At 72.7% G+C, this 21,437-nt stretch carries 19 protein-coding genes and 1 riboswitch; of the genes, 7 read left to right on the top strand and 12 right to left on the bottom strand.

Annotated features, from left to right (window positions below):
• Positions 1–21: 21 nt before the first annotated feature.
• The 4 genes from AB8O64_RS03880 (at position 22) to AB8O64_RS03865 (ending at position 6,911) form a co-directional block, all read left to right on the top strand.
• Complete coding sequence (locus AB8O64_RS03880; RefSeq protein WP_370417859.1) at positions 22–3,219, top strand: amino acid adenylation domain-containing protein; 3,198 nt, start codon at positions 22–24, stop codon at positions 3,217–3,219.
• Positions 3,220–3,256: 37 nt separating this feature from the next.
• Positions 3,257–4,834, top strand: a complete 1,578-nt coding sequence (locus AB8O64_RS03875; RefSeq protein WP_370417858.1) for an amino acid adenylation domain-containing protein — start codon at positions 3,257–3,259, stop codon at positions 4,832–4,834.
• 30 nt (positions 4,835–4,864) lie between these two features.
• On the top strand, positions 4,865–6,145 hold the full coding sequence (locus AB8O64_RS03870; protein WP_370417857.1) for an MFS transporter: 1,281 nt from the start codon (positions 4,865–4,867) through the stop codon (positions 6,143–6,145).
• A 91-nt stretch (positions 6,146–6,236) separates the two neighbouring features.
• Positions 6,237–6,911, top strand: coding sequence for a hypothetical protein (locus tag AB8O64_RS03865; RefSeq protein WP_370417856.1), 675 nt, complete (start codon positions 6,237–6,239; stop codon positions 6,909–6,911).
• Positions 6,912–6,992: 81 nt separating this feature from the next.
• Here AB8O64_RS03865 and AB8O64_RS03860 read toward each other — a convergent pair whose 3' ends face one another.
• A complete protein-coding gene (locus AB8O64_RS03860; RefSeq protein WP_370417855.1) occupies positions 6,993–8,192 on the bottom strand; it encodes a cytochrome P450 in 1,200 nt (399 codons plus the stop codon).
• Positions 8,193–8,726: 534 nt separating this feature from the next.
• A riboswitch (cyclic di-AMP (ydaO/yuaA leader) is annotated at positions 8,727–8,903 on the top strand.
• Positions 8,904–8,906: 3 nt separating this feature from the next.
• On the opposite strand from AB8O64_RS03860, the gene AB8O64_RS03855 reads away from it, so the two are divergent.
• The 3 genes from AB8O64_RS03855 to AB8O64_RS03845 all read left to right on the top strand — a co-directional run bounded on the left by AB8O64_RS03855 (position 8,907) and on the right by AB8O64_RS03845 (position 11,559).
• Entirely contained in the window at positions 8,907–9,380 is a 474-nt protein-coding gene (locus AB8O64_RS03855) for a C40 family peptidase (RefSeq protein ID WP_130880869.1), read from the top strand.
• Positions 9,381–9,724: 344 nt separating this feature from the next.
• Positions 9,725–10,135: a rodlin gene (locus AB8O64_RS03850; RefSeq protein WP_370423781.1), complete on the top strand. Its 411-nt coding sequence runs from the start codon at positions 9,725–9,727 to the stop codon at positions 10,133–10,135.
• A gap of 269 nt (positions 10,136–10,404) precedes the next feature.
• Positions 10,405–11,559 (top strand): alkaline phosphatase PhoX, encoded by a 1,155-nt coding sequence (locus AB8O64_RS03845; RefSeq protein WP_370417854.1) that lies wholly within the window; start codon positions 10,405–10,407, stop codon positions 11,557–11,559.
• 21 nt (positions 11,560–11,580) lie between these two features.
• Here AB8O64_RS03845 and AB8O64_RS03840 read toward each other — a convergent pair whose 3' ends face one another.
• The 11 genes from AB8O64_RS03840 to AB8O64_RS03790 all read right to left on the bottom strand — a co-directional run bounded on the left by AB8O64_RS03840 (position 11,581) and on the right by AB8O64_RS03790 (position 21,408).
• Entirely contained in the window at positions 11,581–12,051 is a 471-nt protein-coding gene (locus AB8O64_RS03840) for an NUDIX domain-containing protein (RefSeq protein WP_370417853.1), read from the bottom strand.
• 437 nt (positions 12,052–12,488) lie between these two features.
• Positions 12,489–13,232, bottom strand: a complete 744-nt coding sequence (locus AB8O64_RS03835; protein WP_370417852.1) for a DUF6875 domain-containing protein — start codon at positions 13,230–13,232, stop codon at positions 12,489–12,491.
• Positions 13,222–14,568, bottom strand: a complete 1,347-nt coding sequence (locus AB8O64_RS03830) for an MFS transporter (protein ID WP_370417851.1) — start codon at positions 14,566–14,568, stop codon at positions 13,222–13,224. The genes AB8O64_RS03835 and AB8O64_RS03830 overlap by 11 nt, the downstream gene beginning before the upstream one ends.
• On the bottom strand, positions 14,565–15,158 hold the full coding sequence (locus AB8O64_RS03825) for a hypothetical protein (RefSeq protein WP_370417850.1): 594 nt from the start codon (positions 15,156–15,158) through the stop codon (positions 14,565–14,567). The genes AB8O64_RS03830 and AB8O64_RS03825 overlap by 4 nt, the downstream gene beginning before the upstream one ends.
• The gene (locus AB8O64_RS03820) at positions 15,155–16,192 is read right to left on the bottom strand and encodes a hypothetical protein (protein WP_370417849.1); all 1,038 of its coding nucleotides are present in this window, start codon (positions 16,190–16,192) and stop codon (positions 15,155–15,157) included. The genes AB8O64_RS03825 and AB8O64_RS03820 overlap by 4 nt, the downstream gene beginning before the upstream one ends.
• Positions 16,189–16,974: a hypothetical protein gene (locus AB8O64_RS03815; protein ID WP_370417848.1), complete on the bottom strand. Its 786-nt coding sequence runs from the start codon at positions 16,972–16,974 to the stop codon at positions 16,189–16,191. The genes AB8O64_RS03820 and AB8O64_RS03815 overlap by 4 nt, the downstream gene beginning before the upstream one ends.
• Positions 16,971–17,846, bottom strand: a complete 876-nt coding sequence (locus AB8O64_RS03810; RefSeq protein WP_370417847.1) for a DUF692 family multinuclear iron-containing protein — start codon at positions 17,844–17,846, stop codon at positions 16,971–16,973. The genes AB8O64_RS03815 and AB8O64_RS03810 overlap by 4 nt, the downstream gene beginning before the upstream one ends.
• On the bottom strand, positions 17,834–18,583 hold the full coding sequence (locus tag AB8O64_RS03805; RefSeq protein ID WP_370417846.1) for a hypothetical protein: 750 nt from the start codon (positions 18,581–18,583) through the stop codon (positions 17,834–17,836). The genes AB8O64_RS03810 and AB8O64_RS03805 overlap by 13 nt, the downstream gene beginning before the upstream one ends.
• Positions 18,577–19,464, bottom strand: a complete 888-nt coding sequence (locus AB8O64_RS03800) for a DUF692 family multinuclear iron-containing protein (RefSeq protein ID WP_370417845.1) — start codon at positions 19,462–19,464, stop codon at positions 18,577–18,579. Before AB8O64_RS03800 ends, AB8O64_RS03805 begins: the two co-directional genes overlap by 7 nt.
• Positions 19,454–21,184 (bottom strand): radical SAM protein, encoded by a 1,731-nt coding sequence (locus AB8O64_RS03795; protein WP_370417844.1) that lies wholly within the window; start codon positions 21,182–21,184, stop codon positions 19,454–19,456. The genes AB8O64_RS03800 and AB8O64_RS03795 overlap by 11 nt, the downstream gene beginning before the upstream one ends.
• Positions 21,181–21,408, bottom strand: coding sequence for a hypothetical protein (locus tag AB8O64_RS03790; protein ID WP_370417843.1), 228 nt, complete (start codon positions 21,406–21,408; stop codon positions 21,181–21,183). Before AB8O64_RS03790 ends, AB8O64_RS03795 begins: the two co-directional genes overlap by 4 nt.
• Positions 21,409–21,437 lie beyond the last annotated feature (29 nt).

Genomic DNA, 21,437 nt, shown 5'->3' with positions numbered 1-21,437 from the left:
GACTGCGAAGGAACACCCGCTGTGAGCCAGTCCCGCATCGAAGACGTCCTGCCGCTCGCCCCCCTCCAGGCCGGCATCCTCTTCCACGCCCAGTACGACGAGAGCGAACTCGACGTCTACGTCGCCCAGTTGGCCCTCCACCTCGACGGCCCGCTCGACGCCGCCCGGCTGCGGCAGGCGGCCGACGCGGTCGTGGAACGCCACGCCAACCTCCGCGCCGGTTTCCTGCGCCGCTCCAACGGCGACCCCGCGCAGGTCGTCCAGAAGGGCGTGCGCGTGCCGTGGGAGGAGGCCGACCTCACCGGCCTGGACGAGGCGGCGCGCGAGGCCGCCACCGACGGCCTGCTGGACGAGGACCGCAGGCGCCGCTTCGACCTGACCCGCGCCCCCCTGCTGCGCTTCACCCTGATCCGCACCGGCCCCGGGCAGCACCGGCTGCTCCTGACGTACCACCACATCCTGATGGACGGCTGGTCCTGGCCGGTCCTCGTCCGCGAGATGCTCGCCCTCTACCACGCGGCCCCCGGCACCGACCCGCTGCCCGCGGCCACGCCCTACGCCTCCTTCCTCACCTGGCTCGGCGACCGCGACCGCGAGGCGGCGCGCGAGGCGTGGGGCCGGGCCCTGTCGGGTCTCGCCGGCGGCACCCGCACCGCGCCGACGGCCACCGGCCCCGGCGGCGGGCTGCCGGACCGGGTGGAGACCGAGCTGACCGAGTCCGCCACCGCCCGCCTCACCGAACTCGCCCGCGGTCACCGGCTCACCCTCAGCATCATGATCCAGGGCGCCTGGGCGGTGCTCCTCGGCCAGCGCACCCGCAGCGACGACGTCGTCCTCGGCGCCATCGTCAGCGGCCGCGCACCGGAACTGCCCGGCGTCGCGGACATCGTGGGCCTGCTCATCAACACCGTCCCCGTCCGGGTGCGCATCGACCGCTCCGAGCCGCTGACCGGTCTCTTCGGCCGCCTCCAGGAGGAGCAGGCCCGGCTCATCGACCACCACCACCTCGACCTCGTCGAGATCCAGCGGCTGGCCGGGGCCGGTGAACTCTTCGACTCCTGCGTCGCCTTCCAGAACTACCCCGTCGACCCGGCGGGCCTGGCCGCGCTCTCCGACGGCGAACTGCGCGTCACCGGCGTCGACCCCTACGACGCCGCGCACTACCCGCTCACGCTGACCGCCATTCCCGGGCCGCGCCTGTGCCTCCAGGTCGACTACCGCCCGGACGTCTTCGACCGGGACGAGGCGGACGCCATGCTGGCCCGCCTCGTCCGGATCCTCGACGCCGTCGCCGCCGACCCCGCGCTGACCGTGGGCCGGCTGGACACCCTCTCGCCCGCCGAACGGCACCGGGTCCTGGTGGAGTGGAACGACACCGACCGGGACGAGGACTACACCGAACTCGTCGAGCGGGTCCGGGCCGTCGCCGAGCGCACCCCGGACGCGATCGCCGTCACGGACGCCGCCGAAGAGCTCACCTACGGGCGGCTCGTCGCCCGGGCCGACGCGCTCAGCCACCGGCTGCTCGCCGCCGGCGCCGGGGCGGGCTCCCTGGTCGCCGTGCTGTCCGAACCCACCGCCCGGGTCCCCGTCGCCCTGCTCGGCATCCTCGGCGCCGGCGCGGCCTACATCCCCCTGGACCCCGAAGGACCCGTGGGCCGTACCAGCGACCTGCTCGCCACCGGGGGAGTGGGCTGGCTGCTCGCCGCCCCCGCCCAGCGCCCGCGCGCCGACGAGATCGCCGCCGCCGTCGGCGGCACCGTCCGGGTCCTCACACTCGACGACACCGAGGAGTCCGGTCAGCGCCCGCCCCTCGCCGGTGGCCGCGACGCGCTGGCCTATGTCTGCTTCACCTCCGGCTCGACCGGCAAGCCCAAGGGCGCCATGGTCCACCGCCGCGGCATGAACAACCACCTGCTCGCCAAGATCGAGGACCTGCGGCTGGCCGCCACGGACCGCGTGGTGATGAACGCCCCGCTCACCTTCGACATCTCCGTCTGGCAGATGCTCGCCCCGCTGATCGTCGGCGGCCGGGTCCACCTCGTCGGGCGCGACGTGGCACGCGACGCCGCCGCGCTCTTCGACGAGGCCACGCGCACGGGCATCACCGTGCTGGAGACCGTCCCCTCCTTCGTCCGTGCCGCCGTGGACCTGTGGGACGGCGGCGCCCCGGCGCCCGCACTGCCCGCGCTGCGCTGGTTCATCGTCAACGGCGAGGTGCTGCCCCCCGAGCTGTGCGAGCGCTGGTACGCCCGCTACCCGTCGGCGGCTCTCATCAATGCCTACGGCCTCACCGAGTGCTCCGACGACAACACCCACGCCTTCATCACCCACGACGTGACCGCCCAACTCGACCAGGGACGGCTGCCGGTGGGCAGGCCGCTGCGCAACAACCGGCTCTACATCCTCGACCAGGGTCTCGCGCCGGTGCCGCCCGGCGTCCCCGGTGAGCTGTTCATCGCCGGCACCGGCGTGGGGCCCGGCTACCTCGGTGACCCGCGCCGCACGGCCGAGCGCTACGTCCCCGACCCCTTCGCCACCGAGCCCGGTGCGCGGATGTACCGCACCGGAGACCTGGCGCGGCTGCGCGCCGACGGCCAGCTCGACTTCCTCGGCCGCCAGGACCACCAGGTCAAGATCCGCGGCAACCGCATCGAGCTCGGCGAGGTCGAGACCGCGCTGCGCGCCGTGGACGGCGTCACCGAAGCCGTCGTCGCCGTGGACCGCGACGGCGCCGGCGGGCAGCGCCTGATCTCCTACTTCACCGGCGCCGCCACGCCCGAGGAGGTACGGGCCGCGCTCGGCGCCGCACTGCCGAACTACATGGTCCCGTCCCTGTTCCTGCACCTGGCGACGTTCCCCCTCACCACTAACGGCAAGCTCGACCGCAAGGCCCTGCCCGCCCCCGGAGCCGTCCACCGGACGGTGGGCCGCGCCCCGGGCACCGAGCGCGAGCGGACCGTCTGCGCGATCTTCGCCGAGGTCCTCGGCCTCCCCGAAGCCGGCCTCGACGACGACTTCTTCGCCCACGGCGGCCACTCGCTCCTCGCCACCCGCCTCGTCGGCCGGATCCGCACCGCCCTCGGCGCCGAGGTGAGCATCCGGGACCTGTTCGAGACGCCCACCCCGGCCGGCGTCGTGGCACGGCTCGCCACGGCCACCCCCGCACCCGCCCGCCCGGCCCTGCGCCCCCGCGCCCGGCAGACCGCGACCGGCTGACCCGCCGCCGCACCCCGCCCTTCGAGAGGAGACCCCCATGACCCCGACGGACACCCCCGTCCCGCTGCGCATCGCACGGCAGGCGGCCCGGACCCCCGACGCGATCGCCGTCAGCGGCCCCGGCCAGGAACTGACCTACCGCCAACTCGACCGCCGCGCCCGCGCCCTGGCCCGCGACCTGCGCGGTGCCGGAGCCGGCCCCGAGGACACCGTCGTCCTCGGCGTACGCCGAGGCGCCCACTGGGCCGTCGGCCTGCTCGGCATCTGGTACACCGGAGCCGCCCTGCTGCCCGTCGACCTCGGCGCCCCCGACGAACGACTGCGCACCCTCGTCACCGCGGCCCGCGCCCGGCACGCCGTCGTCCCCTCCCGCGCCGACGCCGCCGAGCTGCGCACCCGCTGCGACACCGAGCTGTTCTGGGCCGCCACCGACGAAGCGGCCGCCGCCGGGGGAGCCGACCACGGCCCCGTCGCCGACATCACGCCGGGCTCCCTCGCCTACGTGCTCTTCACCTCCGGCTCGACCGGCGCGCCCAAGCCCGTCGCCGTCCCCCACGCCGCCCTCACCCACCAGGCCACGGCACTCGCCGGACGCTACGCCCTGACGGCCGACGACCGGGTGCTGCAGTTCGCGGCCCCCGCCTTCGACGTGTCGCTGGAGGAGGCCGTACCCACCTGGTGCACCGGCGGCGCCGCCGTGTTCGTCGAGGACAACGTCCTCTCGCCCGCCGAACTGGAGCCGTTCCTCGCCGACCACCACGTCACGCTCGTCAATCTGCCCACCCCCTACTGGGCACAGTGGGCCCGGGACGTCGAGCGGCGTCCCCGGCCCCTGCCCGGGGCGCTGCGCCAGGTGGTGATCGGCAGCGACGCCGGCCGGGTCGCCGACCTGGTCCGCTGGTTCGCCGCCGGCGGCCCGCCGGTCATCAGCTCCTACGGGCTCACCGAGACGACGATCACCGCCACCACCTACGAGCCGCACCCCGCGGCACTCGCCGGGCGCCCAGGCGACGAGGTGATCCCCCTCGGCGTACCGCTGCCGGGTGCCCGCGCCTACGTCCTGGACGGCGAACTGCGCGAAACAGCCCCGGACGTGGCCGGCGAGCTGTACATCGGGGGCGGCTGCCTGGCCCGCGGCTACCACGGCCGGCCGGGCCCGACGGCCGAGCGGTTCGTCGCCGACCCCTTCACCACCGAGCGGGGCGCGCGCATGTACCGGACCGGGGACCGCGTGCGGCGCGGCACCGACGGGACGCTCGCGTTCCTCGGCCGCTCCGACGACCAGGTCAAGATCCGCGGGCACCGGGTGGAGCTCAAGGAGGTCGAGGCGGCCGTCGCCGCGCACCCGGCGGTCGAGGAGGTGGTGGCCCGCGCCCTGCGCGACCGGGACGAACACCGGCTGGCCGCCTACGTCGTGGCCGCCCCCGGCACCACCGTGGAGCCCGACGACATCCGCCGATTCCTCGGTGACAGAGTGCCCGGCTACCTCGTACCGTCCCATGTCGTCGTACTGGCCGAGCTGCCGCGCACCCCCGGCGGCAAGCTCGACCCCCGGGCCCTGCCGGACCCCGCGAGGTCAGCGGACCGGCCGCTCGTCACCGCCTCGTCCCGCTAGACCGACGACCCACACGTAAGGAAAACCCAGGTGTCCGTCTCCACCGCGGAACTCGCCGCGCCCGACCGCCGGCGCCGCCGCGACTTCCGGCTGTTCATGTCCTCCCACATCTGCAACGAACTGGGCAGCAGCATCACCTACGTCGCGCTCCCGCTGATGGCCGTGCTCACCCTGCACGCCTCGCCCTGGGAGGTCGGCCTGCTGGCCGCCGCGGAACAGGCGGCCGCGCTGGTGCTCGGACTGCCCGCCGGGGCGTGGGTCGACCGGATGCGCCGCCGCAACGTCATGATCGCTGCGGACGCGGTGCGCGTCGTGCTGTTCACCGCCGTCCCCCTCGCGTATCTGCTGGACCTGCACTCCATGGCCCTGCTCTACACCGTGGCGCTGCTGCTGGGCTGCGCCCGGCTCTTCGGCGATGTCGCGGACCAGAGCTATCTGCCCACGCTGGTCGGGGAATCCGAGCTGATCAACGGGAACTCCAAGCTGCAGACGGTCCGTTCCGCCGCCGAACTCGGCGGGCCCGGCATCGCCGGATTCCTGGTCCAGGCCTTCGGGGCGGCCGGGACGATAGCCAGCCAGGCCGTCACCTCGCTCGCCTCCGTGATCCTCCTCGGGCGGATCGGCGCCCGCGAGGAGAAGCCCACCACGGCCCGCGAGGGCGGGCTGCTCACGGACATCCGCGAGGGCCTGTCCTACGTCCTGCGCCACCGGGTCCTGCGGCTCATCGCCCTCAACACCGCGGCGACCAATCTCTTCCTCAGCGCGACCATCACTCTCGAGGTCCTGTTCCTGACCCGGACCGTCGGGCTGCCGCCCGCGGCGATCGGGTGGGTGCTCGCCACGTCGACGATCGGTGCGATGCTCGGCGCGGTCGTCGTCGGCCGGCTCTCCAAGACCATCGGCGCCGCCCGCCTCACGTGGCTGTCCCTGCTCGCCACCGCGCCCTTCGGACTGCTGCTGCCGCTCGCGGAGAAGGACTGGCGGATCGCTCTGTTCGTCCTGGGCGCGGTGGTGCAGTCGGCGGGCATCACCCTCTACAACATCTGCCAGGTGACCTACCGCCAGACGGAGTGCCCGCCGCACCTGCTCGGCCGGATGACGGCCACCATGCGCTTCCTGGTCCAGGGCGTCCTGCCGCTGAGCGGTCTGCTGGCCGGCGTCCTCGGTGAACTCATCGGCGTCCGGGAGACGCTGTGGATCTTCGCGGCCGGACTGGTGCTCGCCCCGCTGGTGCTGCTGTGCTCACCGCTGCGCAAGATGCGTGACTTCGAGCCGACTTCGCTGTCTTCGGAGCCTGTGGAAGCGGCATAAGAGCGCACGATCGAGCAATAGTGCGATCATTTCGGGTCAGGTCTGCGTGGCTTGCCCCGGATGCGGGCCCGGATTGCGGAAATATGTTCGCATGATTCGTTCCTTGCGTTGCCCGGCACTCTCCGCGGCCCTGCTGCTGCCTCTCGTTCTCACCATCGGTGGTGCGGCCCAGGCCCAGGCCGGGGACCGGCCCGGGCGGCCCGCGAGCCCCGCGGCCGCCCCGACGGCGGCCCCCGTCGACCGGGCGGAACTCGAAGCCCGGGCCCGGGCCATCGAGACCGCGATCGAGCTGATCCACGTCACGAGCGTCCCGGGCTTCGAGCCGGCCGCCCAGTCCGTCGGCGTCATCGGCGACGACGGCTTCTCCCTCGCCTACGCCAAGGGCGGCGCGGTGCTGTGGCTGACCGTCGACCGAGGCACGCTGACCGAGGCGAACTGCGCGGAGGGCTCCGTCTTCGGTACGGGCGGCGGAGAGGTGACCTGCGAGCGGGAGGGCCGCACGTGGTACCGCTCCACGGCGGGCTCTCATGAGTACGCCCTGGCCCGGGACGGTTACGTGGTCCGGCTCAGTGCGGCCCGCGACGCGGTGAGCCGCGACGTCCTGCGCGGCGCCGCCGAGGCCGCCCACCCGGCGAACGACCAGGAACTGGACGCGGTGCTCCCGCCGCTGCGCGAGCGGGGCGGCGTGCAGCCGGACGAGCGGGGCGACATCTTCCCGGGCCGCGAGGTGCCCGACAGCCGCCCGCCCGCCGGTGCGGGCGGCTGAGGCGCCCGGCACGGCAGTGGCCCGGACCCGTCGGTCTCCGACGGGTCCGGGCCATCCGTATGTCCGCCCCGGGAAGCCGCGCTACCGCTGCGGCGTGAACCTCACGGGCAGGGTGAGCAGCCCGCGCAGCGCCATGCTGGGACGCCAGGTGAGAGCGGCGGGGTCGATGTCGAAGGCGAGGTCCGGGCAGCGCTCCAGCAGGGCCTTGAGGGCGATGGCCGCCTCCATCCGGGCGAGCGGGGCACCGATGCAGTGGTGGATACCGTGGCCGAAGGCCAGGTGCCCACGGGACTCGCGGCGGATGTCGAAGCGGTCGGGCTCGGGGAAGTGCCGGGGATCGCGGGCCGCCGCGGCGAGCACGACGATCACCGGTTCCCTGGCGGGGATGGTGGTGCCGCCGATCTCCACCGGCTCGGCGGTGTAGCGGAAGGCGCACCGCTCCACCGGGCAGTCGTAGCGGAGCATCTCCTCGATCGCGCCGTCGAGCAGGGACCAGTCGGCGCGCAGCGCCGCCAGCTGGTCGGGGTGGCGCAGCAGCTCGTGGACGCCGCTGGAGATGAGGTTGACGGTGGTCTCGTGGCCGGCGACGAGCAGAACGAAGGCCATGCCCAGCAGTTCGTCGGACGAGAGCCGGTCGCCGTCGTCGTCCGTGGCGGTGGTCAGGGCGCTGAGGAGATCGTCGCCGGGGTCCTGCCGCTTGGCCTCGATGAGCGACACGAAGTACGCGGTCATCGCCTGGGCGGCGGCACCGGCGGCCTCCGGGCTGCTGGGGAGGACGACCTCGTTGGACCACTCGCGGAAGGCGGCGCGGTCACCGACGGGCACCCCGAGCAGTTCGCAGATGACCGTCAGCGGCAGCGGCAGCGCGAAGGAGTCCACGAGGTCGGCGCGGCCGAGCGGCAGCATCGCGTCCAGGAGTTCGCCGGTCCACCGCGCGATGCGGGGGCGCAGCTCCTCGATGCGGCGCGGGGTGAATTCCTTGGCGACGAACTTGCGCAGACGCGTGTGGTGCGGCGGGTCGACCTGGAGCATGTTCAGCCCGATCGCGTAGCCGCCGTCGTCCTCCCAGTCCGGCGAGTAGCGGATGTCGTTGCGCAGCCGGGGGTCCGTCAGGGCGGCCCGGGCCTCGTCGTTGCCGACGATCAGCCAGGACTCGCGTCCGTCGGGGGTCCGCACCCGATGGACGGGACCCCGCTCCCGCAGGCTCGCGTAGAGCGGATACGGGTCCTTGGTGAAGTCCGTGCCGGCGGGTGTGAGGTCCTCGAGGGTTGGCGTGGACACAGGCGTTCCCTTCGTCGTCCGGGGCATGACCGGAGATCAAGCGGGGGCTGTTCCCCACTTAATGGGTCGACCGTAGCATCAAGTGGGGAGCTGTCCACGCTTCGGGGGTGAGTGAAGGATCCGTGGTCGCCACAGTCGAACGCGAGGGCCCCGGCCGCTCACCACCCGTCAGTCCGCCCTGGCCGCGGATAATGCGGAGGCTGTCATTCAGTCATCGGGCGGGGCGGCCCCACGGAACCGGCGGGCGTGCGCGTGGGACCGCCCTCCCGGTGCCCGGCGGGTATCGGCCGCGACCGCCGGTAACTCCCTTGATATCCAGCCGCTTTCAGGCGTCGATCGACGCCGATTTCCGCTGTACGGGGGCTGTTGACAGGGGTTCGGGCGGGGTGAAATCAGCCCCCGGTTCCTTGGGGCGACGCGAAGTGAACAAGTTCACAGAAGGCCGTTTGGGCTCTGATTTTCAGCTGTTGATGATGCAGGATCTCTGCTCGAACACAAGAACCCGTCACAGAGGCGGGCGACCCGGGCGGACGCCGAGTCCTGCCGCCGTCCGGGTGCAGATACAGATCAAGGATCGGCAGGAGCGGGAGACCCAAGCACGACGAACCACGATGGCAGTGGTTCTTGGGGTGAAGCCACGTATGTGGCCGGGCAACTTTGTCAGCCCGAACCCGACAGGTCACCTTTCGTAGGCGGATGACGAAGGGCTTTGGCATGTCTGCGTTCCCTGGCATACCTGCACTGCTTTCCCGGGCCGGAACCGCATCGGTTCTGACCGCAGCCACCGTCACCGCGTCGATGCTGATCCCGACACTGGCAACCGACGCACAGGCGGCGACTCCGGGAACGAAGGCGCTGCAGATCGCGGCCTCGAAGAAGGGGTCGCCGTATCAGTACGGCGCCACCGGTCCGAACCGTTTCGACTGCTCGGGCCTGACGCTGTACGCCTTCAAGAAGGCGGGCAAGGCACTGCCGCGCACCGCGGCTTCGCAGTACAACAAGACCAGGCATCTTTCGGCCGGCTCGCGTCAGCCGGGCGACCTGGTGTTCTTCCACTCGGGCAGCAACGTCTACCACGTGGGGATCTACGCCGGGAAGAATCAGATCTGGCACTCTCCGAAGCCGGGCAAGTCCGTGCGGCTGGAGAAGATCTGGACGAACAGTGTCTGGTACGGCCGCGTCAAGTAGCCCTTGAGGCTGTTCAAAAGCCCGCCCGGACGCTCTTGTGGGGGCACAGTCCGGGCGGGCTGACGGCTGCGGAGGCACCGCTGCGCGCAGCACGCTACCAGCCGAATCCGAAACACCCGGGTGCCGTCACCCCATTGGTCGCCCCGGAAGTGCGCCACGCGTGCGTGCGCAATTACCTGCCCGCTCTCCCGGGCGGGTCGGTGGCCGTTTGCCGCCTGCCTTTCGATGGCGCCGCTCATGATCCGGCTGGCTCAAATGAGTGAATGTCCGGAACTTCTTAAATCGACCGGAGTTACTCAGGTCGCTTCCTTGTGAGGGGCGCTAATCGATCGAAAGGCATGGACGTGCTCAAGAAGGTACTCGCCACGACCGCGATGACGGTTTCCGCGGTCGGCGCCATCACCGCTCCCGCGATGGCGATCGGCAACGACAACGGTGACGTCGCCAATGGCAACGCCGCGAAGACCGGTTACGGCAACACCAAGACCGGCGGCGAGCAAAGCCCGCAGATGAGCCTGATCCAGGGCACGCTCAACAAGCCGTGCCTGGGTATCGGCAAGATCGGTGTCCAGTCCCTCATCGCGCTGCTCAACATCGGTATCCAGGACATCCCGATCCTCACCTCGCAGCAGCAGCAGCAGTGCACCGACAACTCCACGATCAGCGACGGGGACGACCAGCTGTCGCACATCCTGGACGAGATCCCGATCCTGTCGGGCAACGGTTCCGGGAACAGCGCGCACGACGGGCACTGACGGCCCAGAGCCTTTGGTGTTCATCCCCCTGCTCCGGGTACGCGGGATCCGGAGCAGGGGGATTCCCGTGTGCCGAGGCAATTGATCACCTTGTCCAACGGGCGGATTATCGCGGGTACTCCGGGCGACGTCGCGGATCGGCCCGGAAGGGGATCACTCCGGATTCACCTTTTGTTGATGTACTGTCAACTCTGCGCTTTTATGGTCCGGGAGACCAGGCCTCGCCGCCGGTCGGTGACGAGGCACCCCCCAACTCCCCTGGAGTGACCGTGGAACGTCGCACCTTCCTGCGCGCGGCCGTCGTCGGCACCTCGGCCGCCGCGCTCGGCGGCTCACTGTGGAGCGCCGCCTACGCGAGCCCGGCCCAGCCGGGCGCCGGCCCCTACGGACCGCTCGGCGCCGCCGACGGCAACGGCCTCCGGCTGCCGAAGGGCTTCACCGCCCGGGTCGTCGCCCGGTCCGGACAGCGGGTCCCCGGCACCTCCTACACCTGGCACAACGCCCCGGACGGCGGGGCCTGTTACGCCGACGGCGCGGGCTGGATCTACGTCTCCAACTCGGAGATCAACCCCTCCGGAGGGGCGAGCGCGCTGCGCTTCGATGCCGCCGGGTCCGTCGTCGCGGCGTACCGCGTGCTCTCCGGCACCCGCCAGAACTGCGCGGGCGGCAGGACGCCGTGGAACACCTGGCTGTCCTGCGAGGAGGTCGACCGCGGCTACGTCTACGAGACCGACCCGTGGGGCGTGAAGGCGGCGGTGCGGCGGGAGGCCATGGGCCGCTTCAAGCACGAAGCGGCCGCCGCCGACCCGGTCCGCAAGGCGGTCTATCTGACCGAGGACGTCACCGACGGCTGTTTCTACCGCTTCACCCCCACCACCTGGGGCGACCTCTCGGCCGGGAAGCTCGAGGTGCTCACCATGGGCTCGGGGACCTCGGGACCCGTCACCTGGGGGGCCGTCCCCGACCCGTCCGGCGCCCGCACGGCCACCCGCAACCAGGTCGCCGGGGCCAAGCGCTTCAACGGTGGCGAAGGCTGCTACTACGCCGACGACACCTGCTGGTTCACCACCAAGGGCGACAACCGTGTCTGGCAGTACAACGCGGCGGCCGGAACCATCGAACTCGCCTACGACGACTCGCTGGTGAGCGGCAGCGCACCGCTCACCGGCGTGGACAACGTCACCGGCACGTCCTCCGGCGACCTCTTCGTCGCCGAGGACGGCGGCAGCATGGACATCTGCCTCATCACCCCGGACGACATCGTCACCCCCTTCCTGCGGATCGACGGCCAGCCCGGCTCCGAGATCACCGGGCCGGCCTTCTCGCCGGACGGCAGACGCCTGTACTTCTCCAGCCAGCGGGGAACCACGGGAAGCTCCTCGGGCGGCATCACCTACGAGGTGACGGGCCCGTTCCGCGCGTAGCCCGCCGGGTGCCCCGCGGTCTCATCCCGTACCGCCGGGCGCGTCGTCCCAGCCGGGGACCGACAGCAGCGCACCGGAGGTGAACTGCGCCAGCAGCGCCGCGGCTTCCGCGTCACAGGCGGCCGGAGGCGGCACCGGCTGCGCCCACACCAGCGTGGAGTAGGCCGTGGGCTGCTGGATCCGGGGCTCGCCCGACCAGCGCCGGGCGGTGAAGACGAAACCGAAGCGCCCCCGGTGGTCCGGGCTGTGCTGATGGACGAGGTGACAGAACTCCATGTCCCCGGGGGAGACGATGACCCCCACCGCGTCGTCGGCGGTGCGCAACGCGGTGGCGAGCACGCTCTCCTCGGAGGTGAGCCCACCGCCGGGCGGCGCGAGCCGGCCGCCCGTGGCCGTACCGGCGGCGCGGCGCAACAACAGGACGCGCCCGTCGTCGCGGTGCAGCAGGACCGTCACGAGACCCGACGGACACGAGTGGTCGACGGCGCTCATGCCCGCCGCCCCTCGACGGCGCGGCACGGCCTCGCAGCCGGTCGTGGCGGCCTCTCGTGTTCGATTGGCGGATGGGCCGCGACGGGGGTCGTACGGCGGGCTTTCCGATACTGCACTGCGCCTCCTCGTTGACGCCGGATCGGACGAGTGATCGGAAAACGACGCCCGATGGGGGCGGTAACGGCCCCCGAAGAGCGTTCTCTCGCGCTGAATTTCGAGCGGGCGTCAAGCGCCCCGCAGCCGTCGGTCCGGGTGCCCGCCGGGCGGTGTGCGATTCACTCCGCCGTGGTGACTCACCCGATCCGGGGGTTGCGTTGCGGCTGGGAACGATCACTTCGCGGGGCCGGCCGAGGAATCGCCGCCATGCCGTGGAGCGGGCTTTGCAGTGCGGTGGGCAAGACGGACAAGGCACCGGCACCCGGGCCGGACGGGCCGGCTCAGGGGGTCAGCCCGTGCTCGCGGCACGCCTGGTTCCACCGCTCGGCGGCTTCCTTCGTCCGCAGTCTCGTACGGCGTGCCTCCGCCGCGTGCAGGCGGTGGTACGCCGGGAACATCTGCCGTACCCGCAAGGACAGTTGGAGATCGGCGGGGATGATCCTGCGCAGCACGTAGAAGGGGGCGGGCGCGGTGAAGTAGCGGGGCTCGGGATGGTGGGCATCGTCGGGCTCGGCGGGGTCCTCGTGGAAGAGCGCCGCCGTGCACCCCCGCGCGTACACCGCGGGCAGCACCGCGCGGTGCGCGGCGGCCACCACCGGCAGCAGCGGGGCGGGCGGGCCGGGGAAGGCCACGACCAGCCCCGGGTGCTCCGGCGTTTCCCGCTGGGAGGCCCGGTCGAACCACGCCAGATAGCCGACCAGCGCCCGGGCCACCGCGCGCGGCGCCGTGTGCCCGGCCACGCGCAGCTCCGCGTAGTGCATGACGCCGGCCCGCAACGCCCCCCGGACGAAGGGGCAGATGGCGTTCGAGGGGCCCGCGCGTCCGATGGAGTCACCGATGTAGTCGCGCAGGTAGGGGCGGAAGACCGCGCCGAGCTCGGTACCGCCGTCGCCACCGACGTCGTCACTGTCGCCGTCGCGGAAGACGACGGGAGCGGGCCGTACCAACTCGCCCCGCCGCACCTCGCCGGGATCGGGCGGGAGGGACTCCTCGGCCGGTGGCTCGGGGTCCGGCTCAGGGGACACGGGCACCATCCTCCTCGGCCTCCTCGGAAGCTCCCCCCACCACGGGGGAATCGACCGCCACGCTCGCGGGCGGCGTACGCAGGGACCGGACACAGAACCAGGCGGCTGCTGCCCCGAACAGTGTCGTACCGGCGGCCGCGGTGGTCCACACCCCGGTGACGTCCGCGAGGCCGACGCCGAGCCCGCCCATCACATAGAGGCCGAGTCCGGTGGCCAGGGAGTTGAACAATCCGCCCGCGGACAGCATGGTGGCGCGCGACCGGGCGGGCACCCGCTCGTTGAGAGCGGCCTTGAGGCCGGGCATGCACAGACCGCCCGCCATCACGAAGCCGATGTACAGCGGCACGCCGACCCAGCCGGAGGACGCGAGGGCCGAGCCGCCGAGGAAGAGCCCGGCGGCCACGGCGGCCAGCACGATGATCCGGGCCCGCGCCCCCGGGTCCTGACGCACCTTCCGGGCGACGACCTCCAGCAGCGGGATCTGCAGCAGGTCGCCGGTGCACCGGGCCGCGGCCAGGGCGATCAGCGAGCCACCGGTGAGCACGTCGAAGTGGACGGTCCACTGCACGCCCGGCAGCCCCCGGAAGAGGCACAGCGCGGCCGCGCACAGCAGCAGGCCGGTCAGAACACGGTCGGTGCCCAGCGCCCGGCGGCAGCCCCGCAGGGCCTCCAACGAGGCGGCGGCCAGCTCGCGGCGCACTCCCGCCCGGTCCGCCCCGGCACCGGCCCCGTCCGCCACCGGTGCGCGCCCGCGCAGCAGCACGGTCGTGCACACGGCCCCGGCCAGACAGGCGGATCCGGCCAGCAGTTGCGGCACGGCCAGCCCCAGGAACTGCCCGGCCGCGGCCCCGGCGACGGTGCCGGTCACGATGCCGGCGTTCTCGGCCATCCGGCCCCGGGCGAAGAGCGCGTCGAGGCTCGCCGAGGGGTCCTCCCGCTGGAGCCGGTCGACGGCCCAGGCGTCCAGGCTGCCCGAGGCGAACGGCGTGCCCACGGCCGCGATCAGCGTTCCGGCCACCGCCACCGCGGGGTCGGCGGAGAAGAACAGCATGCCGTAGCCGACCGCCCGCACGGCGAAACCCACCACGACGGAGGCACGGCGCCCGATGGCGTCCGCGAAGACCCCCGTCGGCACCTCCAGCAGCGCCTCCAGCAGCCATACCGAGGCGATGAGCCAGATGATGGTGCCGCTGCTCAGACCGCGCTCGCCGAGCAGCAGCACCGACGTGACCGTCAGACACATGTCGCCGAAGAAGTCGAGGCCGGTCAGCAGCAGATACAGCCGTACCGTCGCGCGCCGCGCGGAGCCGTCCGGCGTCGTCGGGCCGCCCTTCACCGCTTCTCGTCCCCGGGGCGCAGCACGGGGACGACGCCCATGTCATAGCGGTACGGCCGCCCCGCCTCCTCGAAGGCGTGCCGGATCCGGTCCCGTACCTGCATGGGAATGCCCCCTGGGTGTCTGCGGGAGAACGCCGACTCGTGTTGGAACAACAGGAAGAATCCCTCCGCCTCGAACGCGTAACGGGTGTGGTCCGGCCCGAAACACGGGCCGAAGGCAACAGTGAACAGCCGGTGGCCGTCGAAGGGGAACCACCATGCGGGGTCCTCCAGGTCGGCCATGGTGACGTGGGACGGGCTCGTCGAACGGCCGGCGAACCACGTCAGTACCGTCAGCGACGACGCCCGCAGCGTCGCCACGTCCGCCCCGAGCCGCGCCGGGAGGTCCAGCACGAATCCGTCGGCCTCGCCCGCGGTCACCTGCCGCAGGGCCTGCCGGAAGCGCGGCAGGGCCCGCTCGAGGTGGTCCTCGACGGGCGCCTCGTCACGGGCGGGCTCGGAGACCGGCCAGGTGGAGGCACGGGCGTACGGGCAGTGGGTGCGGTCGATGACCGGCTGGAACCGGGACCGCCCGGCCGGCTCGCTCATCGCGCCGGACCGTTCGACGACGGCCCGGCGGGCCCAGCCGTCAGCTGCTCGCGCAACTCTCGCCAGCTGCCCGCCTCGTCCCACCAGCGCTCGCCCCACCGCTCGGTGAAAGCGGCCACCGTTCGGTCGGCGAGGGCGTGTCCCTCGAAGACCGCGCTCCAGTACCCGGCCCGCTCCGTCTCCTCCCGCACGTGCCGCGGGTCGATCAAGTCGCCCGCGGTCCGGGCCACTTCCTCCTCCAGCCGTTCGGGGCGGGCGGCGCAGCGCAGGATCAGAGCGGCCAGCGCCCGGGTGTAGCGGTCCTCGTAGCGGCAGTGGGCCGCCACCCGCTCCGCGGTGTCCGCCGGGACGCCGAGCGAGACCAGCCAGGCGACGGACAGACCGAGGGTCTCCACGACGAGGGCGCCCCACTCCGCGATCACGGGCGGGCGGCGCCAGCGCTCGGCCAGTGGCAGGCCGGGGGAGCGCCAGGCCAGCTCCATGGCGTGCCCCAGTTCGTGGTGGACGTACTGGGCGCACAGGGGGGCCGGACGGTCGGGCAGCGCCACCGCGGACCGGTCGGGGATCCGGACGGGGAAGGTGACGGAGGGCCGGTCCCGGGTCCATACGAGCGACAGCCGGTGGTCCTCCGGCAGGGCGGCCAGGCCCCGCAGCCGGGGCACGGCGGCCCGCACCAGCGCGCGCGGGCAGAGCTCGACACCGGCCAGGTCACCACGGAGGAAGGCCCTGCGGTCCGCGCGGAAGGCCGCCTCCGTGACGCCCATGGCCCGCGCCCACTCCCGCACCACGCACGGCAGTCCGTCAGAAACGTCCGTGACGTCAGTAACGTCCGTGGCGTTCGTGACCTGCGGGGCGGGCGCGATGTCCGGCGGCCCGGCGGGTGCCGGGCCGCCCGCGACGGAGCGCAGCAGCGCCGCGAGCCGTCTGCCGTTCTCGTCCAGGCCGGGCAGGCCGAGATCGGCGGCGCGCAGCAGCTCGATCGCCCGCTCCACCACCGCCTCGTCGTCCGCCGCCCGCACCGGGGCCTGCGTCACCCGGTGCCCCCGTCCCGCACCAGGGCACCCACCTCGACCAGCCGGCGCAGCAGCTCCTCACCCGGTTCCCCGGCCGGCACGCGCGCGTGCTCGCGCGGGGTTTCGGTGAGCCAGGCGAGCGCCGCCGCCTCCTCGTCGTGCAGGACCAGCGGACGCCCCGCGCCGGGCCCGGTGCCCGGGACCAGGATCGCGGTGCGGCGCTCCACCGGGCGCACCGTGTCGAGGACCAGGTCCCACGGCATCCGCTGCTTCTTCAGGGCCGTCCGACGGGCGAAGTCGGCGGTGTCGTACGGGCTGATCCGCAGCCGGGTGCCGGGGGCGGGCGACAGCCCGGCCCGACGGGCCGCGGGTGAGGGCACCGGTGGGCGGTAGGCCAGGTCGGTGTCGGCCGACGCCAGCTCCCACTGCCAGCCGGGGCGGCCCTCGGGCCATCCCTTCTCCAGATACTCCGCGAAGGCGCGGGCCGTGCTCGGGCCCGGCGGGAAGTCCTCGCCCGGTTCCCGCTCGCGCGCCCGCCAGGCGTCACTCGCCACGAACCGTCCGATGCCCGGGGTGCCCTCCCCGGCGAAATAGAGGAAGCCGGCGGTGGGCAGCCGCGCGGTCACCGCCGTGGCCACGGCCGCCAGCCGCCGGGCCCGCTCCAGCCGGAAGCCCGCCGCGTTGCGCACCTCGGGCGGCACGGCGGTGGTGTCCTCGGTGTCGTACAGGGCCGCCCACACGCCGCGCACGGCCCGCTCGTACGCGCTCTCGCCCCCGGTACGCGGGGGAACGACTCCCGTCATCGGTCCTCCCCGCGCCAGATCCGCACCTCGGCGGCCATCCGGCCGACCTTGGCCACCAGGTCCTCCCCGCGGATGCCCTCCGACTCGGCCACCATGGCGCGCAGCGCCGTCGCGGCCGGAAGGTGACGCCGCGCCAGCAGCCACAGCTCCTCACGGATCGGCGCGGCGTGCTGGTCGTCCGCGGTCACCCCGTCATCGGCGGCCAGCACCGTCACCCCCGACACATGCCCTTCGACGACGCGGTCCCACGCGAAGTCGTCCGGCATCAGCGCGTCGGTGGCGATGCCGCTGACCTCGGAGGCGATCAGATGATGACCGACGTCGTAGACCATGAAGGCATCGGCCCGCCGGGCGATCTCCGACTGGAGCGCGAACGGATTGGCGTCGCCCACGACATAGGCGTAGGCGGAGTTCTCGACCGCGACCCGCACACCCAGCAGCTCCTGCATCCGCTCGACGCGGGGGACCACGTAGTCGACGGAGTCCTCGATCCACGGCATCGGGACCAGCGCCTCGACCAAGGACTCACCGTCCTTGGTCCACATCGCCAGATCCGTGGTCACCCAGGAGACACCCAGCCTGCGCACCGCGTCCCCGAGCTGCTTCACCAGCTCGTCGTCGACGGGGTCGAGACCGCACAGATCGAGGTCGAGGGTGTGCAACAGCGGTACGAGGCCGTGCTGTTCGCAGAACCGCACGGCCTCGTCGACGGTCGCGGCGTCCCGCGCGTAGGGCCCCACCATGAACGCCCGGTCGTCGCCCGCCAGCCGCTCGGCGAACGGCGCCAGCCGCTCGTGCTCGGAGGTCATGTCCCAGCTGAAGCCCACCAGGGGCCGCGCCCCGGGCGGGGCGGCCTCGCTCACCGTACGCATGGCACCACCAGTCCTCGTCCCAGGGCGGCCGTCAGGGCCCTGCCGTCCGTGTCGACCGGGCCCGCCTCCTCGTCCCACAGCGGGCGCAGCGCCTCGCAGGTGGCGTCCCGCAGATGTGTGCGGCGCAGCCCGGTGGGCGTGCGCAGGGTGAGGGTCGCGAACGGGCGGGCCCGCGGGCGGGTGTGGCGCACCGCGTCCGGCCAGGGGTAGGAGGCGCAGGCCTCGCGCAGCCGGACCGCGTACTCGGGCACGTCGAAGACGCACCGGGCGACCCACGCGCCCTCCGGCAGCCGGACCCCCGCCCGCAGTGCCGCCGCCGTGGGCCCGGCCGCGGCACCCCACAGCACATCGCACTCGTACCGCGCGATCTGCCGCGCCCAGGGGTCGGCCGTCGGCAGCCACGCCTCCTCCAGGAAGGCCGCGAACGTGGTGACCGTGGAGGCCGCCTCGGGGAAGAGGGATCCCTCCTGCGCCCGCCGCCCGTGCCAGTGCTCGCTGCCCAGATAGGCATCCATGGCATCCGGGACCAGGCCGCAGTAGACACGGGTGGTGGCCGGCAGGGCGCCCGTGCACCGCTCCAGCACCATGGCCTTGCGGGTCGAGCGGTCCACGGCCATGCCGGGGTCGGGCGGCCCGTCCACGGGCGGGGGCCCGTAGAAGCCGCGCCACAGCTCGGTCACCTGTGTCACATACGGGTGGGGGGCCGGCGTCGGGCCCGTCGTCCCGGTCGTCACCACGACACCGCCTCCAGGCAGTCGTCCATCCGCTCCAGCTTGACCACCAGATCGTCGATGCCCATGCCCTCCGACTCCCCGATCAGGGCCTGGAGTCGCGTCATCCTCGGCATCAGCAGCTCCGTGGTGCGCCACACCGGGTCGTCGACGGGCCATCGGTGCTGGTCCTGTACGAGCTGGTAGGCGTTGAAGTCCCGGCAGGTGATGCCGGAGATGTGCGCCTCCACCACCCGCTCCCAGGGGAAGTCGGCGTCCTCGGGCCGCTCGATCGGCTCACCGCGCTGCTGCCGCAGGATGTACAGGTGCCCGATGTCCATGCACAGGCCGCAGTCGGCCCGTTCGGCGATGCCGGCCATCAGGGTGAGGATGTCCAGGTCCCCGGCCAGCACCGGGTAGGGCGGGTTCTCGCCGACGATCGGCAGCTGGGCGATGTCCTGGATCCGCTTCGTCCGGTCCGCCACCCAGTCGACGGCCTCCCGGGTGAGCGGCACCGGGAGCATGTTCTCGATCAGTTTCTCCCCGCGCAGCACCCACATCGCGAAGTCGGTGGTGATCCACGGGGAGCCCAGCGCCCGCGCGTAGTCGGCGATCTGGCGGACCATGCCGGGGTCCACCGGGTCGATGCCGGCCAGGTCGAGATCCAGGGCGTGCAGATAGATGGACAGACCGTTGGCCTTGGCGAAGGAGCCCAGCTCGTCGACCAGGTCGTCCTGTCCGCACAGGGCCGCGGCGCTGAAGGCCGTCACCGGCGGCCGGGTGCGGCGCACCGCCTCCGCCGCCAGATCCCGCTCGGTCATGGAGTCCGTACTCAGCCCCAGCACCGGCCGGCCGGTACGCGCGGGCAGGGGCTGGTTCACACCGGCGACAAGGGTTTCAGGAGCCATCGGCGGCTACTCCATTCACGGTGGCGACAGGGGGTGCGGTGCGCAGCAACGCCCGGGTGCGGCGCATGACCTCGCCCGTCCCTCGGGAGGCGAGGGCGTCGATACGGGCCGCCGCGCGCAGCAGCAGACCGTCGAGTCCGGGCGAACCGGTGCCCGGCCGGGGCAGCAGCGCGGCGAACTCCTCAGGCGTGCCGGGGGCGTCGGGCGCAGGGCCGCCGCCCCGGCGTTCGCAGTCGTCGAGGACGTTGTCGAAGAAGAGGTTGGGGGCGTGCCGCGCGGCCACGACATCGAGCTGCAGGGCGAGTTCGTCCGGTGTCACCGGATGCCGCTCGCGATGGCGCGCCCGGGACTGGAGCAGCGCCTCCGCCTCGGCGAGCACGAGATCGACGGCGGGCTGGTAGGCGGCGCGGAACCACACGAGGGCCGCGTGCGCCCGGGCCGTGGCCGCGTCCTCGATCAGGGTGTCGATGGGCGGCAGTTCCGACATCCCGAAAGTCGTGCCCCGGCGCTCCTCGTAGTACTCCCGGATGGGGGTGCCCGCGTAGAGCACGAGGTGGGTGTACAGATGCTCGTGCGGTACGTAGTCGTAGAAGCCGCCCGCACGCAGGAACGCCTGATTGGCGCGCAGGTCCTCGATCGTGGTCTCCGGGTCGATCATGATGAAGTCCAGGGACACCCCCAGCCCGTGCCGCTCCAGAAGCCTGACCGCGCCGAGGTTGTCCGCGGGCTCCACGCCCTTGGCGAGCCGTTTGAGCACCTGCGGCGAGGCGCTCTCGATGCCCAGCTCGACGAAGCGCAGCCCGCACTCCTTGAGATCCGGGATGAAGCTCCGGTGCTTGATCAGCTGATTGACGCGGGTACCGAAGCTGAAGGTGATCTCGGGGTCGTAGGCGTGCAGGGCCTGCACGATCAGCAGCGCCCGCTTGGGATAGACGTAGAAGTTCGCGTCGCTGAAGTAGACGTGCTTGTAGTCCAGCCCGTCGGCGGCCCGGAAATGGGCCATCTCCGCGACCACCGACTCGCCCGACCGCATCCGGTACTTGCGCCCGATGGTCAGCACACCGCAGAAGGAACAGTTGTACGGGCAGCTGCGGCTGGAATTGACCGCGAGCGCGGGCAGCAACGTGCCCCGCGCGGAGTCGAAATAGGTCAGCGGCGGATATCCGGAGTCGGAGACGAACGGGAAGTCGGGAAACGGCAGTGCGTCGAGGTCGTCGAGGAAGGGGGAGTCGATGTTGACGCGGACCTCACCGGACGGCAATCGCACGGTGGTGCCGGGGATGTCCAGCCAGGGGTCCTGGCCGCGGCGGGCCAGATCGAGCATGGGCTTCTCGCCCTCGCGACGGACCACGACGTCGATGTCGGGGCAGTCCCGCATGATCTCGGTGTGCACGGCCGTCGCGTGCGGTCCGCCGAGCACGATGCGCGCCGTGGGATTGCGCCGCTTGATCCACGCGGCGTGCTCCAGGGTGGCGTCCAGCGACTCGTTGTAGACGGAGAACCCGACCATGGCGAACCGGTCGAGGCCGTGGCGGGCGGAGAGGTCCCCGGGCGCCTCGGGGCTGTCCCCGAAGTCGAACCCGGACGCCTCGAAGCCGTTGTGCCGGAGATAGGCGCCGATGTAGGCCAGGCCGATCGGCTTGGACTTCCGGCGGTCCGAGTACCCCACGGAGGGGTTGACCAGAGCGATTCCCGACGGCTGCGGACCGGTCGCCGTCATCGGTCCCGCCAGGTGAGCACGCCCCGGGCCAGCAGATTCTCCAGGAACTGCCGGGACGGCTCGGGCAAGCCGGCCACCGCGGCCTCGTCCAGGGAGCCGACCGCGCCCCGCCACAGCCGCGAGGCCGAGGCGTTCAGCCGGAGGCACTCGCCCGCCGGGCCGCCACCGGCCACATACACATGTCCGCATTCGTCGAGCACGGGAAGTTCGCTGCGCAGCACCATCGCGCCCCTTCTCATACGGGCGCGGCGGC

This window comes from Streptomyces sp. QH1-20, assembly GCF_041283565.1.
Classification (GTDB): domain Bacteria; phylum Actinomycetota; class Actinomycetes; order Streptomycetales; family Streptomycetaceae; genus Streptomyces; species Streptomyces syringius.
The sequence above is the reverse complement of the archived record's forward strand: the minus strand, read 5'-3'. Positions and strand labels throughout refer to the sequence as shown.

Coding starts and splice junctions, on each gene's coding strand:
- AB8O64_RS03810 (WP_370417847.1), bottom strand. CDS start 17,846: ATGCGTACGGTGAGCGAGGCCGCCCCGCCCGGGGCGCGGCCCCTGGTG.
- AB8O64_RS03795 (WP_370417844.1), bottom strand. CDS start 21,184: ATGACGGCGACCGGTCCGCAGCCGTCGGGAATCGCTCTGGTCAACCCC.
- AB8O64_RS03825 (WP_370417850.1), bottom strand. CDS start 15,158: ATGAGCGAGCCGGCCGGGCGGTCCCGGTTCCAGCCGGTCATCGACCGC.
- AB8O64_RS03800 (WP_370417845.1), bottom strand. CDS start 19,464: ATGGCTCCTGAAACCCTTGTCGCCGGTGTGAACCAGCCCCTGCCCGCG.
- AB8O64_RS03875 (WP_370417858.1), top strand. CDS start 3,257: ATGACCCCGACGGACACCCCCGTCCCGCTGCGCATCGCACGGCAGGCG.
- AB8O64_RS03840 (WP_370417853.1), bottom strand. CDS start 12,051: ATGAGCGCCGTCGACCACTCGTGTCCGTCGGGTCTCGTGACGGTCCTG.
- AB8O64_RS03790 (WP_370417843.1), bottom strand. CDS start 21,408: ATGGTGCTGCGCAGCGAACTTCCCGTGCTCGACGAATGCGGACATGTG.
- AB8O64_RS03815 (WP_370417848.1), bottom strand. CDS start 16,974: ATGACGGGAGTCGTTCCCCCGCGTACCGGGGGCGAGAGCGCGTACGAG.
- AB8O64_RS03865 (WP_370417856.1), top strand. CDS start 6,237: ATGATTCGTTCCTTGCGTTGCCCGGCACTCTCCGCGGCCCTGCTGCTG.
- AB8O64_RS03855 (WP_130880869.1), top strand. CDS start 8,907: ATGTCTGCGTTCCCTGGCATACCTGCACTGCTTTCCCGGGCCGGAACC.